Genomic DNA, 15293 nt, shown 5'->3' on the forward strand with positions numbered 1-15293 from the left:
GGTGGCCCGAGCGGCTACTCGAGCCACCCCTCGGCTGATCACCGGGGCGCGGTGATCGTCAGGCGGAGAGCTCGATCACCACTGGAGGTCGATGATCGGGTTGGCCGTCAGGCTCGCGCTGCTCAGCCGCGTGCTCGTCACCACGCAACCGGTCGCGGTCACGCCGAAGCCCTGGTTCGCGTTCGCCGTCACCACCCCGGAGTGGGCGTTGTAGCTGCCCGAGAACGCCTTCGCGGCCGTCGGACCGGTGGCCGAGCAGCCGGTCGCGATGTTCGACAGGTCTGCGCTCACCCCGTTGGCCGGCACGTTCAGCGTTCCCGTGAGCACGCCGTCGTAAAGCTGGCCCGGCGAGGTTCCCGCCGCCGGCACCGTGAACGAGACGCCCCACGTGCCCGTGGTCGTCACGGGCACCTGGACACCGGCCTGGTTCTGGCACGTCAGCGACGGCGGCGGTGTCGCGTTGACCGTGAGAGTCGAACCGGGCGCACCCGAGAACGGGCCGGTCGCGGTGACCTTGAGCGGGTTGGCCGTCGTGAAGGTGCAGGTGATGTTGTTGGGGCTGCCCGCGATCGTCGCGCCGATGACGATCGATCCGGTCGCCGTCAGCACGTCGGTGCTGGTCAACGGCGCGCTGGTGCCCTCGTTGTAGAGGATCCAGTTCGGGTTGGCGTGCGCGGCCGGGGTGCTCGTGGCGACCGCCGCGAAGGCGAGGGCGGCCCCGCCGAGAACGCCGGCCGTCCTGCGGAGAGTTGTCTTCATGGAGATTCCTTTCATGGATGTCCCGAGCCGCGGGCGCGGCCCGAGCATCTGCCGGGCGCGGCAGAAGCAGGAGAGGGTGCTAGCCGTCGAAGCCGAACCCGGACGGCGCACCCTTCGGGAGGCCCAGCCGGTCGATGGTGAGATCGGCGCTGACGTCGGCGACGCCGCGGTCAGGTGGGAAGAACGAGGCGGTACCGTCCCGCACGCCACTGGACCACTGGAAGAACTGCGGGTTGTCGGGCTCGTCGACGACGACCCCGTAGCCCCAGGGGTCGACGCCGTAGAGGTACATGTAGATGTTGGTCGCGAGCCCTTTCGCCTGGTCGTTGGTCACCTGGTCGAGGCGACTGACATCGATGTCCACATCCGTGGAACCGATGGTCGTCGTCGCGCCCTCGACCGCACCCGGGAGCGTCGTCGTCGGAAGGTACGAGCGGTGCTTCGCTGGGGGCGTTCTACCGATGTCCCACGGCACGTTCTGCGTGGACGGCCCGAACGGCACTTTGACGGCGGTGGAGAACGTCCCGCTGACCCCGAGGGGAAAGGCGACACCCGGCGCGTGATCGCCCCGCACCACGTCGATGTCGAGTTCGAGGTCGACCTTGAGGTCCAGGGATCCGTCGGAGGCCAGCCCGGCCAGCGCCGCGCCGACCTTGCGCACGGTCGGGTTCTCGACGACAAGCCGCCTCCCCGGATCTGCGGTGTCGAAGGGAGAGAAGACGTAGGAGACCAACGCTCCTGGCGGCGTGGCGACCGGCGAGCCATCGGGCCCGGGTTGCATCCACCAGGACCAGGGCTCGCTCCAGGGCGACCAGTCCTGCTCCGGGTAGGGCGCCGTGCCCTGCTGGGCGATCCCGAGCCCCGCTCCATCACAGATCGTGACGTCGCTGGGCTCCACCAGCATCTTGAGCGACGGCAACTGGACGCGCGCGTTCACCCATCCGGTCAGCCCCCGCAGCTGCAGCGAGAACGGCACTTCCTGCTTCCAATACACAGCAGGTGGCGAATAGCCCGCCAGCATCATCCCGTTAGTCACCTTGATCTGAACCGGAATCGTGTAGCCCTCCGGCGAACCCGCCTCGGTGGCGGCCAGGGGTGCGGGCGCCGAACAGGTCGGATCGCCTGACTTCAGCTGCGCCAGGCTCTTCGCCAGTTCGGCATCCGGGCTCAGGACGAACGGGGTGCCGTCGGAGAGCACGGGCAGCTCTTCCTTCGTGAAGTAGAACGGATTGATCGGCGACGGGTTCGGATCTGCGGCCGCAACCCCGGGCACGGCGAGGGCGAGCGCGACGACGGCCGCACCCGAGCCGGCGACGAGGCGGACGCGCCCGCGGCGGGTCATGCTTCTCATGAGATGTCTCCTCTCGTGCCCACGGCTCAGGCCCCGGGCTGATAGACGGCGATCTTGGCTTTCAGGTCGATCGGGACCTTGGTGATCGGCAGCCCCGCCAGCCGGCCCACGCGCGCGGGGAGCTGACCGGGGCAGTACTTGTCGTGGTTGGTGACCTTGGCGACGGTGAAGTCGCTGCCCTTCAACGTCGCCTGGCCCTCGTACGGCGGGCTGAGCAGCGGGCCGGTGATGACGGACGAGGCGATGCCGGTGAAGGGGATCGCGCACTGGAGGCCGAAGAGGCCGGCGCGGCCCTCGAGGGCGAGGTCGAGGCGGGCCTTGAAGCCGTTGGCCGAGTCGCCCTCGCACGAGATCAGCGAGACCGTCGGGCGGGCGCGCATCGTGACCGGGACCTCGAGCGGCTTGCCGGGGATGATGTCGAAGACCGCCTTGAGCGCGGTGACCTTCACCCCGTCGGCGGGCACGTGCAGCTCGGTGGAGACCGGGCAGGACGTGCCGGGTGGGCTGGAGACGAGGCGCAGGATGCCGCAGATGCTGACGTCCAGGTCGGCGATCCGCAGCGCGCCGGCGTTGATCGAGGCCTGCTCGACGCGGGCCGCGAACCCGTACTCGGTCGGGGGCGGGTTGGACGTCGGGCGGCAGCCGGCGGGGACCTGGGCGGCGGGCGCGGTGGCGCCCACGCCCCGCACCCCGTACGACGGGGGCACGCCCGGCCGTGCGTCGGCCGGCAGGGTCAGCAGACCCCAGGTGGTGAGCAGCACCGCCGGCACCGCGAGCCGCAGCCAGCGGCGACGGACGCGGACCCCTCGGGAACGTTGGGACAGCATGTTCTTCCTCCTCAGTCGGGTCCGCGCTGGAGGAGGCCGGACCTCTTCGCGCAGGGTTGCGGTGGGGCGCTGCCCGTGGTGGACGGCAGCGGCAGTGGGCGGTAGCTGCACATCGGCTGACCGATGTCGAGCGTCAGGTCGCCGTAGAAGACGCCGTTGCGGGCGACCTGGCTGAGCTTGGTGCTGACCCCGGGGAGCAGGTCGAAGAGCACCGAGATGGCCTTGGTGTTGCGGCTCAGCGCGGTGCCGATCGCGCCGGTGCCGCGCAGCAGCTCCTGGAACGGACCGGTCTGGGTGCGGACCAGCTCCTCGATCGTCGACGCCGCCTGGCCGCCGTCCTTCAGCAGGCTGCTGACGTCGGCGTCGTTGTCGGCGAACTGCTGCGACAGCACGTCGAACGACCGGACGATCTGCGCCAGCTGGTCCTGGGTGGCGTTGCCGGTGCGGAGCACGGTGAGGCCGTCGAGGATCAGGCTGCGGGTGCCGGGCGCGGCCGCGGTGACGGCGTTGAGCAGCCGCTGGCCGCCGACGACGAGGGTCCGCAGCTCGGGGGCGAGACCCCCGAAGGCGTCCGACATCAGCGTCTGGACCTTCTCGATGTCGGCCGGGTCGAGCGACCTCAGCAGTCGGGTGCCGCTGGCCAGCGCCTCGCTGACCGTGGTCGGCACCGACGCGTCGGCGATCACGTTGCCCTCGCTCAGCCGCGGCTCGGCGGCGCCGGTCGGGACCAGGTCGACATAGCTCTCCCCCAGCGCCGACAGCATCCGCACCCGGGCCTGGACCTGTCGTGGGATCGGCCGGTCGCCGGTCAGCCGGAGGCTGAGCTGGACGCCGCCCGGGCTCACCGAGATCGAGGACACCGAGCCCACGGTCACGCCGCGGTAGGTCACCTCGCTGTCCTCGAACAGGCCGGCCGAGCGCGGCACCTCGACCGAGACCCGGTAGTCGTCACCGAAGGGCGACCAGCCGACGATCTGGAAGCCGATGTAGTAGAGCCCCAGCGCGGCGCCGACGACGATGCCGAGCAGGCGCGGGAGCGGAGAGACGCGGTTCACGGCCGGCTCCTCTCGATCGGGCCCAGTGCCGTCATCAGCGACGTCGCCACCGGCCGACCGCGGACCGTGCCGCTGGCCGTCGACGGCGCCGAGCTGAAGTCGATCTGGGCGGTGAGCGACACCCGCGCGTAGCCGTAGCGGGTGACGCCGGGGACCTGGTCGGCGAGCGCGCGCACGTTGCGGATCACCGGCGAGATCAGCGCCCGCGAGTCGACGATCTGCTGGACGACGGGCGCGAGCCGCTTGAGCGCGCGCACGGTCTGCTTCCCGCTGCGCGCGATGACCTGGTTGCCGGCCGCGGCGAAGTCGTCGAGGCCGTGCAGCAGCGTGGCGAACTCCTTGTTGAGGTCGGCCAGCAGGCCCATCGCCGGGGCGATCCGCTTGATGCCCTGCACGAGGACGTCGCTGCCGCCGTCGAGCCGCTTCACCAGCAGCGAGACCTGGTCGAGCGCGCGGTCGATCGGCCCGAGTCCTCCGGCGAGCAGGGTCGCGGACTTCTCCAGTCGCCCGAGCAGCTGGCGGATCTGCGGCTGGTTGCCGTCGAAGACCGCATTGAGCTCGCGCGAGATCGCGTGCAGGTCGCCGATCCCTCCCCCGGTCAGCACCGTGGCGAAGGCGCCGAGGGTGTCCTCGACGGTCGGAGCCGCGGCGGTGTCGGCGGCGGCGATCCGGTCGCCGTCGACGAGCGGCGGCCCGCCGGTGCCGTCGGGTGGGCGGTGGACCTCGATGTACTGGTCGCCGAGCGGGTTGTCGAAGCGCACCTCGACCGTCGTCCCCCGCGGCACCCGGACGCCGTCGAGCAGACGCAGTTCGACCTCCGCCTGGTAGCCGTCGACCCGCATCGCGCCGACCTCGCCGACGATGCGGGCACCGTCGCGGACCTCGGCGTTGGCGGGCAGGTTCAGCACGTCGGCGAAGGACGCCGTCACGCTGTAGGTGTCGCCCTCCAGGCCGCCCGGCTTGGGCATGTCCTGCAGGCTCAGCGAGCACCCGCTCAGCGCGAGGCCGGCCACCAGCACCGGCGCCGTACGACGCATGGACGCTCTCATCTCAACCTCCCAGGTTCTGGAGCGCACGGAGGGTCCACGCCGACGCGTCCGGCGCTCCGACCGGCTTGCGCAGCTCGTCGAGCCAGCGGTCGGCGCCGCAGGCGAGGTCGAGGACCTCGCGCGCGGACGGGTCGGGCGTCAGCGCCACGGCCATCAGCCGCAGCAACCCGTCGCCGCACACCTGTGGCCGCACCGGCGCCCGCTTCGTCGGGTCGAGTCGACCGCGGAACGCCATGCCGTCGCGCGTCTTGACCACCGCGTTGCCGGTGTTGGAGACCGCGAGCGGCAGCACCCGCATCAGCCGGGTCAGCGCCTTCTGCTGCCGGCCGACCTCGCCGGCCAGACCGGACAGGCTGGTGACCGTGCCGGCGAGCTTGGCGTGGTTCTTCTGCACGAAGGTATTGAGCTCGGCCAGCAGGTCCTGCAGGTTCGTCAGTACGGCGGTCACCTGCGGCGCGTCGCCGGCCAGACCGTCGCTGACCGCGGCCAGGTTGTCGGCCAGGCTGCGGTAGCTGGTGCTGGCGTCGGCGGCGGCCGAGGTGAGCTGGCCGAGATCGGTCAGCCCGCTGGTGACGGCGTCGCTGTCGCCGCCGACCGCGTCGAGCGTGGTGCCGAGGTGCACGACCATGTCGTGCAAGGTGCTCCCCTGGCCACCGAGTGTCTGGGCGAGCGCGGCCAGCAGCCCCGACAGCGCGCCGTCGGCGTTGGCGCCGTCGGGCCCCATCAGCCGGGAGAACTCGTCGAGGTTGTCAATGATCTGGTCGACCGACTGCGGGACGACGGCGTGGTCGAGCGCGATGGTGCCGCCGTCGGGCAGCTTCGGCCCCGAGCCGGCATAGGCCGGGGACATCTCGATGAACCGGTCGTTGACCGCGTTGGGCGCCATCAGGAAGGCGCTCACGTCGGCGGGCAGCCGGTGGGCGGCGTCGATCTCGAGCTCGACCCGGACCCCGTCGGGACCGGGCTCGACCGCGGTCACCCGGCCCACCCGGACCCCGAGGATCTTCACGGAGTTGCCGGCGTAGACACCGGGCGCCTCACGGAAGGTCGCCGTCACCCGGTAGGTGTCGGGACCGCTCAGCCGACGCGCCGCCAACAGCCCGCCGGCGAGCACCGCCAGCACGGCCACCGCGACGACGACGGCTCGGATACGTCGTGACCGGATCACGGCCGGCACCCCACTCTCGGGTCGTTGGGCTTGGGGAAGGCACCCGCCTTGCACTGCTGGATCACCGCGTCGGGCACCAGGCTGTTGGGCACGACGACGTCGACGAACCGTCCGGTGCCGGTGACGCGGGCGATGTTCTGGGCGAGCTGCGCCATGGCCGGGATGGCCCGGCCGAACGCCTTGTTCTCGGTGGCGAGCGCCTGCGAGATCTGCTGCAGGCTGGTCAGCATCGGGCCGAGCTTGTCGCGGTTGACCTCGAGGATCCCGGCGATCTGCTTGCTGAGGTCGGCGGTCCCTTGCACCAGCCCGCTGATCGCCTGCCGGCGCTCGCGGAGCACCGCCGTCAGCGCGTCGCCCTGGCCGACCAGGTTGACCAGCACGTCGCGACGCTGGTTGATGATGCCGACCAGCTCGCTGCCAGAGGCCACCAGCTCCTTGATCTTGTCGGCGTCGTTGGCGAGGTTGCCGGCGAAGTCGTTGAGCCCGGTGAGCGCCCGCTCGACCGAGGCGGCGGACGACGCCGACAGCGTGGCCGTCAGCGTGCGCAGGGCGTCGCGCAGCTGCGGGAGGTCGGTCTTGTCGACCTGGCCCGACACGCGCCCCAGCTCATTGACGAGGGTGCGGCTGACGTGGGTGCGGGCCTCGGGGATCGGCGCGTCGAGCCGCCCGGGACCGGCCGACTCGAGCTCCAGGAACTGCGAGCCGAGCGGGTTGAGCACCTTGACCCGGGCCGACGTCTCGGAGCCGAGGTGGACGTCGCTGTCGACCTCGAGCTCGACGCGGACCCGGTCGCCCACCAGCGTGATGCCGGTGACCTTCCCGACCCGGACTCCACGCACCTGCACGGTCTCGTTGCCGCCCAGCCCCGACGCATTGGACAGATAGGCGACATAGGTCGTGCGCTGGTGCAAGAAGGGCAGATGGGTGAGGTTGAGCGCCAGCAGCACCAGCACCAGCAGGACGACGGCGGCGACCGCCGCCACCTTGAGGGGGTTGCGGTCGGAGACCCGCCAGTCGTCGAGATCGAAGTCACGGATCCTCATCGGCACACCTTTCCGACCCGCGACGGGTCTGCTACCGGGCCCGAGGGCGCCACGAGTCCCTCCGGCGGCTGCGGCGCAGCGAGGCCCGGGACGAGCGAGAGATTGAGTCGTCCGGTGACGCGCAGGTCGAGGTTGCAGAGATAGACCTTCACGAACGAGCCGGCGTCGACGACCCGGTTGACCGCGGTCACCAGACCGGGCATGTCACGCATCAGGCTGAGGATCTCCTTCGAGTTGCGGCTCAGCACCCCGGACGCCTCGGTCACGCCGGCGATGTCCTTGTTGATGGCCCCCGTCGACTGCCGGGTCAGCGCGGCGGCGTCGTGGCCGAACTTGGCGAGCCCGTCGATCGTCGAGGCCAGCACCGCGCGCTGCTCGGTGAGGTTGCCGACCACCGAGCCGAAGCTGTCGATCATGCTGCCGAGCGCCTGGCCCTGGTCGTTGACCTTGCTCAGCAGGTCGGCGAGGCTCGTGATCACCGTGGAGATGACCTCGCGCCGTCCGGCGAGATGGGTGGTGATGGCGCCGACCTGGTCGACCAGGTCGGCGACCGTGCCGGACTCGCCCTGGAAGATGCTGACGATCGACGCGCTGAGCTGGTTGACCTGCTCGGGGTCGAGCGCGTCGAACAGCGGCTGGAAGCCGTCGAAGACCGCCGTCAGGTCGACCGTCGGCAGGCTCTGCACGGCGGGCAGCGTGCCCCCCGGCCGGAGCCGAGGGGCATCGCCGCCCGCCTCGGGAGGGAGCAGAGCGAGGTAGCGGGTGCCGATCAGGTTGGCGTAGCGGACGGCGGTCCGCGTGGTGGTGTGCACCGGCTGGCCGCCGCTGACGACGAAGGTCACCTCGACGTCGTCGTCGCGCAGCTCCACGCCGGTCACCTTGCCGACCTGGAGACCGGCGACGGAGACGTCGTCACCGGAGCGCAGGCCGGCGGCGTCGGCGAGCAGCGCGTGGTACTCGGTGCCGTTGCGGTGGCCCAGGTTGAGCACCGACACCACCACGAAGACGCTGAGCAGCGCAGCGACCACCACGAACACGGCCACCGACGTCAGCAGGCGGAGGGGATGGGCAGGACGTCCGCTGGTCACGGCGCACTCCTCTCGACGGGACGACGGTTGAGGGAGCACAGGGGCTCCGGGCAGCCGCGATAGGTCGGCGGGTTCGCGAAGCCCGGCCGCACGGCCTTGTTGAGCAGGCCGACGATGTCGTCGGGATTGCCGCCCGCGGCCATCGCCAGCACCAGGTCGGCCGGGTTGCGCACCGACAGCGACGCGAGCCGGACGTCGGGCATCCCGTCGGCCAGCGCCGGCGCCCAGGTCGAGGCCCACTTGTCGACACCGCGCAGCATCTGCGTGATGACGTCGGGCCCTTGGGAGAGCGCCGCCAGCAGGGCGACCGCGCCGTCGACCGTGTCGCCGTAGGCGGCCACGGTGCTGCGCAGCAGGGCGGACGACGTGGTGGCGAGCCGGCTGCCGTCCTTGATCAGCGTGGTGAAGGAAGCCGAGTTGGCGTCGACGGTCTGCGCCGTCACGGTCGCGTTCTCGACGAAGCTGAGGAACGCGGGCGTCAGGTCGTGCAGACCGCCCGACAGCGTGGCGAGCTGGTCGAAGTCCTTCACCAGCGTCGGCCAGAGCGGCAGCATCAGGCCGAGGTAGTCGTTGGTCGACACCAACGTCTTGCCGAGCTGGGCGCCCTGGCCCTGCAGGGCGCTCGCGAGGCCGCTGAGTCCGGCGTTGAGCTTGGCCGGGCTGACCTGCTTGAGCAGGTCGTCGAGCGCCACGAAGGTGCCCTGCAGCGAGGGGTTCTGCGAGGCGTCGTAGGCCGGTACGACGGCGCCGTCGGCGAGCCCGGCCGGCGCGTCGTCGCTCGGCGCGAGCAGCTGGACGTACTGATTGCCGAAGATCGAGACCGGCCCGACCGTCGCCACCACGTCGCGCGGCAGCCGGTCGAGCCACTCGCGGTCGATGCGCACCCGCACCTCCGGCGCCCGGTCGGTGCCGGTGTCGGCGGCCTCGAGGACGGTGCCGACCCGCACGTCGCGGTAGGTCACCGGGCTGTCGACCGCCACCACCGAGCTCTCCGGCGGCAGCTCGACGCGCAGCGTCGGCGCACTCGAGAACACCCCGCGGAACTGGGCGACGACGAGCAAACTGACGGCGAGCAGGACGATGCTGAAGACGACGCCGAGCCGCGCGAGGACGCCGGGACGGCGGTAGATCGCGTGGATGTCCATCTAGATCCGCACCCCCGTCGAGGTGCCCCAGAAGAGCAGGGTCATCAGCATGTCGGCGACCGCGATGGTCACGATGCTGGCCCGGATCGCGCGGCCCGACGCGACGCCCACGCCCTCGGGTCCGCCGGAGGCGGTGTAGCCGTAGAAGCAGTGGACGAAGGTGATCATCAGCCCGAGCACGACCACCTTGAGCACCGACAAGAAGACGTCGCCGGAGTCGAGGAAGAGATAGAAGTAGTGGTCGTAGGTGCCGGTGCCCTGCCCCGCGATGAGCAGCACGGTGAGCTTGGAGGCGACGTAGGCGCCGGACAGGGTGACCAGGTAGAGCGGGACGAGGAAGATGCTCACCGCGATCAGCCGGGTGGTGACGAGGTACTCCATGCTGGAGACGGCCATCGTGTCCATCGCGTCGATCTCGCCGCTGATCCGCATCGCGCCGAGCTGGGCGGTGAAGCGGCAGCCCATCTGCGCGGCGAGACCGAAGGCGGTGATCAGCGGCGCCAGCTCGCGGGTGTTGCCGACCGCCGCGACCAGGCCCGACAGCGGCGCCAGGCCCACGACGTTGAGGCCCTGCATGCCCTCGAGGCCGAGCTGGACGCCGATCACGGCCGACAGCAGCGCGGAGACGAAGACCGTGCTGGCCGCCACGGTCAGCAGGCCCTTGCCGAAGGCGATCTCGGCGAGCAGCCGCCACACCTCGTGGCGGTAGCGCCGCAGCGCGATCGGGATCGTCGCCACCGCGTGCACGCAGAACAGCAGCATGGTGCCCTGGCGCTGCAGGTTGGCACCCAGAGCGCGCAGCAGCACGCCGCCGCGGGGTCCGCTGCGGGGCAGGAGCGTCGTCGCCATCGCGATCACCCCACCCTCGGCGGCGCGGCCAGCAGGAACACCTGGCTCACGACGAGGTTGATGACGAAGAGCAGCACCCCGGTGAGCACCACCGACCGGTTGACGGCGTCGCCGACGCCGGCCGGGCCGTGCTGGGCGTTCATCCCCTGGTAGGACGCGACGAGCGCCGCGATCAGCCCGAACAGCGCGGCTTTGAGGGTCGACTCCAGCAGGTCGGCCGGCTGCGCGAAGGCGCTGAACGAGTGCAGGAAGCCGCCGGCCGTGCTGTTGAGCAGGTAGACCGCCGACAGGTAGCCGCTCACGATGCCGACGAACGCGACCACGCCGTTGAGCAGCACGCTCACCAGCACGGTCGCCAGGATCCGCGGGGCGACCAGGCGCTCGAGCGGGTCGACCGCCATCACCCGCATCGCGGCGATCTCGCTGCGGATGGTGCGGGAGCCGAGGTCGGCGCAGATCGCCGATCCGCCCGCACCGGCCAGGACGATGCCGCTGATGATCGGCGCCGCCTGGCGCACGGTGCCGACCGAGTTGACGCCGCCGACCAGGGACGCGGCCCCGACCTGGCTGGTGAGTCCGCCGACGGTCAGCACCAGCACCAGGCCGAACGGGATCGCGATCAGGATCGTGGGCAGCAGCGCCACCGACGCGAGGAAGCGCGTCTGCAGCAGGAACTCCCACCAGGAGAAGCGCCGCCGGACGAGGGCCCGCACGGTCACCGCGCACGCATCGGCGAACATCGCCACCATGCCACCGAAGCCGCGTGCGCTCGCGGCGACGGCGGCGGTCGAGGGCGCCCTCACAGCAGGTCCACGCTGTCGAGGAGCCAGGTATCGCCGTGGCGCACCAGGTGCAGCCGCAGGCGCGAGGCCTGGGTCGTCGGCTTCGCGCTCTGCTTGCTGCTCGCCTCCTGGTCGACGAAGACGAGCGCGGTGGCCAGGTCGCCGCGCACCTGCTGGACGGCGGCGTCGACCACGGTGCCCTTGGCCGAGGCCTCGAGCTGGGTGAACATCGGGCCGAGGGTCTTGTTGGTCTCGGCGAACTTCTGCTGGAAGGCGTCGGTCGAGCCCTGCGCGAGCTGGCGCTGCTGGGCGCCGAGGTCACGGTAGTCGTAGGTCGTCAGCGCGACCGCGAGCTCACGTGCGCGCTCCAGCACCTGGGCCTGGGTGGTCTGGGCGGCCTCGAGCCGGTAGACGTCGGCACGGCTGTGCTGCAGCTGGACGGCGAGGAAGCCGATCACCGCCGCGGCGAGGACGGCGACCAGGGCCGCGGCGAGGACGCGGGGCGAGGGGCGGCGGGTGCGCGGCGGTGGTGCCGACGCGACGGCCTCGGTGGGCTCGGTGGGCTCGTCGTCGAGCGACGGCGTGGAACGGACGGCGGTGGTCATGTCTCTCTCCCAGGAGTAGGCAGGTGCGAGACCGCGCCCGCGGAGCGCGGACGGGCGGACAGGCAGACGGCGGATGGAGGTGCGGATGCACGGATGCACGGATGCACGGATGCGCGGAGATGCGCAGGCGCGGGCGCGCACGAGCCCCGCGAGGCGCGCGAGGTGTGCGCGGGCGGGGCTAGGCGGAGTGGGCGCCACCGACGAGCGCGAGCTCGTCGGTCTCGTCGGCGGGCTCGTCGGCGTCGACCATCTCGTCCATGCCGATCGGGCCGCGGACGCTGCCCTCGAAGAACTGCCGGACGACCGGGCGCTCGCTGGCGAGCACTTCGGCCGCGGGGCCGAAGGTCACCAGCCGCGAGCGGAAGAGCAGGCCGATGTGGTCGGCGGTGCGCCGGACCGACTCGATGTTGTGGGTGATCACGAAGAAGGTGCACCCGGTGACCTGCTGGACGCTGCGCATCATCACGTCGAGATGCGCTACCCGGACCGGGTCGAGGCCGGAGTCGGGCTCGTCGAAGAAGACGATCTCGGGGTCGAGCGCCAGCGCCCGGGCCAGGCCGGCCCGCTTGCGCATGCCGCCGGACACCTCACCGGGCAGCTTGGCGAGGTGCTTGACCAGGCCGACCAGGTCGGCCTTGGTGTGGACGACGTCGCGGATCGCGGCCTCGGTGAGGTCGGTGTGCTCGCGCAGCGGGAAGGCGATGTTGTCGTAGAGACTGATCGACCCGAAGAGGGCGCCGTCCTGGAAGAGCACGCCGAACTTGCGGCGCACGCGCATCAGGTCGCGGTGGCGCATGCCCACGAGGGGCTCGCCGTCGACGTAGATCTGCCCGCGCTCGGGCGGGTACATCCCGATGATGGTGCTCAGCAGCACCGACTTGCCGGTGCCCGAGGGCCCGAGGATCGCGGTGATCTTGCCGCGTTCGACGTCGAAGCTGACGTCGTCGAGGACCGTGGCCGGCCCGAAGGACTTGCTCACCCCCCGCAAGGAGATGACGTGGTCCGTGGTGGTGGTGTCGGTGGGTGTTGCTGTGTGCTCGTGTGATCCGAGGATCATTGGAAAGGCCCTCCCAGATGTTGCGTGGACACGCTGCACTCCGGTCGGGCTCGCGGCCCCGCCCTCGGTGCACATCCGCTTGCCTCTCCCAACAAGCGTTCTGTAACCCTGAGTTACAGATAGTCGCCACCCCACACCAGAGCGGACGATGTGTCAAGGCTCACACGGCAACGGGGCCGCGCGGGTCACCGCGCGCGGACCACCTCGCCGCCCTGCAGGACCATCCGCAGGTCGGTCGCGAACGCCGCGAAGTCCCCCGCGCGCGACCCGCCGTCGAGCACGACGAGGTCGGCGACGCAGCCCGCGGCCACCCGGCCGACCTCGGGCAGCTCGAGCAGGTCGGCGGCCGATCCGGTCGCCGCGTGCAGCGCCTGCCAGGGACTCAGCCCCGCCCGGGTCATCCACGTCAGCTCCTGGGGCGTGGAGCCGTGGGCGAAGACGCCGCTGTCGGTGCCCATCGCGATCCGTACGCCGGCCGCGTGCGCGCGGGCGACCGAGTCGAGGTGCGTCGCGGCGATCGAGCGGGCCTTGAGCTCGACCTCCGGGGCGACCGCCATGCCGGCGTCGATGGCCGTGACCAGCGCGACCGGGGCGAGCAGCGTCGGGACCAGCCAGGCGCCCCGCTCCAGGAACAGCTCGATCGACTCGTCGTCGATGAAGACGCCGTGCTCGATCGAGCGGACGCCGGCGCGCAGCGCCTGCTTGATGCCCGCGGCGCCGTGGGCGTGGGCCATGACCGAGCGCCCGGCGGCCGCGGCCTCGTCGACGCAGACGGCCAGCTCGTCGTAGGAGAACTGGGGGTGGCGGGGGTCGTCGCGGGTCGACATCACTCCCCCGGACGCGCAGACCTTGATCGTGTCGGCGCCCGCGCGGATCAGCTCGCGCACGCGCAGCCGCATCCCCTCGACGCCGTCGACGACACAGTCGGGGCGGCCCGGGTGGGGCACGAACAGCCGCTGCACGTCGCCGTGGACGTTCCAGCCGTCGACGTGCCCCCCGGTCTGGCTGAGCGCGGAGATCGAGATCGTCATCCGCGGCCCGCGGACCAGCCCCAGAGCGACGGCGGCCTTGACGCCGAGGTCGGCGCCGCCGGCGTCACGGACCGTGGTCACGCCGCTGTCGAGGAGCGTGCCCAAGGCGCCGATCGCCTCGAAGAACTCCATCGAGAACGGCCGGGCCTGGAGCCGGGCCATGTCCATCCCGTCGAAGATCGTGTGCACGTGGCAGTCGATGAGGCCCGGCGCGACCAGCGCGCCGGACACGTCGACCACCGTGTCGTCGAGAGTGTCGTCGAGAGTGTCGGCGTCGCCCCCCAGGCCGGCGCCGACCGCCTCGATGCGGCCGTCCGTGATCACCACGTCGGCCGCGACCGGCTCGGCGCCCGTCCCGTCGAAGACCAGACCGCCCCGCAGGACCGTACGCCGAGCCGGGCCGCTCATCGAACGGCTTCCTCGACCGGCCGGTAGTCGATGTCGTAGCCGAAGCGCCGCGGGCCGGAGAGCTCGATGCCCGCCTCGGTCCGCCAGTGCGGGTCGGCCGGGAGGCCGATGACCGCGACCCGGTAGCCGTAGCGGATCTCCTCGGCCGGGATCGGCTCGCCGGTGTCGATCTCCATCGCCATGATCAGGTCGGGGCTGGTGGCGACGACCTCGCCGTCGCGCTTGGCGGCGAGGTTCTCGTTCTGGAAGTGGATCGTCATCGTGTGGCCCTGGTCGCCGTCGATCCCGCTCAGGTGCGCGGTCCCGATGGTCCAGCCGCGCTCGTTGCGGCGGTCGACCTCCTCGACCTTGCCGGTGAAGAGCAGGACTCCGCCCTGCTGCTCCAGGACGGCGTGCACCGGCGAGACGTGCGCGTCGCGCGCCTCGCGGATGGTGCGGCCGATGTCCTGGGCCATCGACAGCGCGCCCCGCACCAGCCAGTCCTTCGCCTGCCTGCCCGACATCGGGTACAGCGCCGACGCGGCGTTGGCGCCGCTGGCGAGCACCGCGGCGCGGGCGTAGGCCTCGGCCCAGGGGTTCGTCGCCGACTCGAGGAACATGGTGTTGCCGTGCTCGTCGATCATGACCATCGGCGTCGCGGAGGCGCCGTACAGCGTCGGGGTGACCATCTCCAGGTGGGGGAAGGCGCGACCCATGCCGTCGGCGTCGATGACCGGGAGGTTGCGGGCGGCGGCGGTCGCGAAGGGCGTGACCGCATTGAGGCCGCCGGCCTCGATCGGGCAGACGAAGTCGTAGGTGACGCCGGTGAAGCGCTCGAGCTCGTCGAGCACGCGCTCGTACTCGAAGGCCCGCGGCAGCTTCTCGATCAGGACGCCGGGCGCCCCGATGCCCGCGATGAACACGACGTTCGCGTCGTCCGGGACCTCCTCGATGTCGACCAGGCTCACCGGGCCGAAGCGGCGGATCGCGTCGCGGGCGAGCAGCATGCCGACGTACGGGTCGCCGCCGCCACCGGCGCCGAGGATGGTGGAGCCGAGGGTGATGTCGTTGAGGGCTTCCTCGTCGATGATGCGCAT

The 15293-nt window shown here is 71.5% G+C and carries 15 protein-coding genes; all 15 read right to left on the reverse strand.

Annotated elements, in window-relative coordinates; all coding sequences use genetic code 11:
- Positions 1–75: 75 nt before the first annotated feature.
- Entirely contained in the window at positions 76–759 is a 684-nt protein-coding gene (locus AB4880_RS00420; protein WP_367917215.1) for a hypothetical protein, read from the reverse strand.
- 79 nt (positions 760–838) lie between these two features.
- Positions 839–2110: a hypothetical protein gene (locus AB4880_RS00425; RefSeq protein ID WP_367917216.1), complete on the reverse strand. Its 1272-nt coding sequence runs from the start codon at positions 2108–2110 to the stop codon at positions 839–841.
- A 26-nt stretch (positions 2111–2136) separates the two neighbouring features.
- Positions 2137–2937 (reverse strand): hypothetical protein, encoded by an 801-nt coding sequence (locus AB4880_RS00430; protein WP_367917217.1) that lies wholly within the window; start codon positions 2935–2937, stop codon positions 2137–2139.
- Between the two features lie 11 nt (positions 2938–2948).
- Entirely contained in the window at positions 2949–3992 is a 1044-nt protein-coding gene (locus tag AB4880_RS00435; RefSeq protein WP_367917218.1) for an MCE family protein, read from the reverse strand.
- The gene (locus tag AB4880_RS00440; protein ID WP_367917219.1) at positions 3989–5041 is read right to left on the reverse strand and encodes an MCE family protein; all 1053 of its coding nucleotides are present in this window, start codon (positions 5039–5041) and stop codon (positions 3989–3991) included. Before AB4880_RS00440 ends, AB4880_RS00435 begins: the two co-directional genes overlap by 4 nt.
- 1 nt (position 5042) lies before the next feature.
- Positions 5043–6209 carry an MCE family protein gene (locus AB4880_RS00445; RefSeq protein WP_367917220.1) on the reverse strand — a complete coding sequence of 389 codons (1167 nt, stop codon included), beginning with the start codon at positions 6207–6209 and terminating at the stop codon, positions 5043–5045.
- Positions 6206–7252 (reverse strand): MCE family protein, encoded by a 1047-nt coding sequence (locus tag AB4880_RS00450; protein ID WP_367917221.1) that lies wholly within the window; start codon positions 7250–7252, stop codon positions 6206–6208. Before AB4880_RS00450 ends, AB4880_RS00445 begins: the two co-directional genes overlap by 4 nt.
- Positions 7249–8340 carry an MCE family protein gene (locus AB4880_RS00455; RefSeq protein WP_367917222.1) on the reverse strand — a complete coding sequence of 364 codons (1092 nt, stop codon included), beginning with the start codon at positions 8338–8340 and terminating at the stop codon, positions 7249–7251. Before AB4880_RS00455 ends, AB4880_RS00450 begins: the two co-directional genes overlap by 4 nt.
- The gene (locus tag AB4880_RS00460) at positions 8337–9485 is read right to left on the reverse strand and encodes an MCE family protein (protein WP_367917223.1); all 1149 of its coding nucleotides are present in this window, start codon (positions 9483–9485) and stop codon (positions 8337–8339) included. The genes AB4880_RS00455 and AB4880_RS00460 overlap by 4 nt, the downstream gene beginning before the upstream one ends.
- Entirely contained in the window at positions 9486–10334 is an 849-nt protein-coding gene (locus tag AB4880_RS00465) for an ABC transporter permease (RefSeq protein ID WP_367917224.1), read from the reverse strand. It abuts the gene before it with no gap.
- 5 nt (positions 10335–10339) lie between these two features.
- Complete coding sequence (locus AB4880_RS00470) at positions 10340–11137, reverse strand: MlaE family ABC transporter permease (protein ID WP_367917225.1); 798 nt, start codon at positions 11135–11137, stop codon at positions 10340–10342.
- Positions 11134–11721 carry an Rv1363c family protein gene (locus AB4880_RS00475; RefSeq protein ID WP_367917226.1) on the reverse strand — a complete coding sequence of 196 codons (588 nt, stop codon included), beginning with the start codon at positions 11719–11721 and terminating at the stop codon, positions 11134–11136. The genes AB4880_RS00470 and AB4880_RS00475 overlap by 4 nt, the downstream gene beginning before the upstream one ends.
- Before the next feature lie 178 nt (positions 11722–11899).
- Positions 11900–12700, reverse strand: coding sequence for an ABC transporter ATP-binding protein (locus AB4880_RS00480; RefSeq protein ID WP_367917227.1), 801 nt, complete (start codon positions 12698–12700; stop codon positions 11900–11902).
- A 263-nt stretch (positions 12701–12963) separates the two neighbouring features.
- Positions 12964–14217, reverse strand: a complete 1254-nt coding sequence (locus AB4880_RS00485) for a metal-dependent hydrolase family protein (protein ID WP_367917228.1) — start codon at positions 14215–14217, stop codon at positions 12964–12966.
- Positions 14214–15293 carry an S-methyl thiohydantoin desulfurase family protein gene (locus AB4880_RS00490; protein ID WP_367917229.1) on the reverse strand — a complete coding sequence of 360 codons (1080 nt, stop codon included), beginning with the start codon at positions 15291–15293 and terminating at the stop codon, positions 14214–14216. Before AB4880_RS00490 ends, AB4880_RS00485 begins: the two co-directional genes overlap by 4 nt.

Source organism: Nocardioides ginsengisoli (assembly GCF_039537225.1).
Lineage (GTDB): Bacteria > Actinomycetota > Actinomycetes > Propionibacteriales > Nocardioidaceae > Nocardioides > Nocardioides ginsengisoli.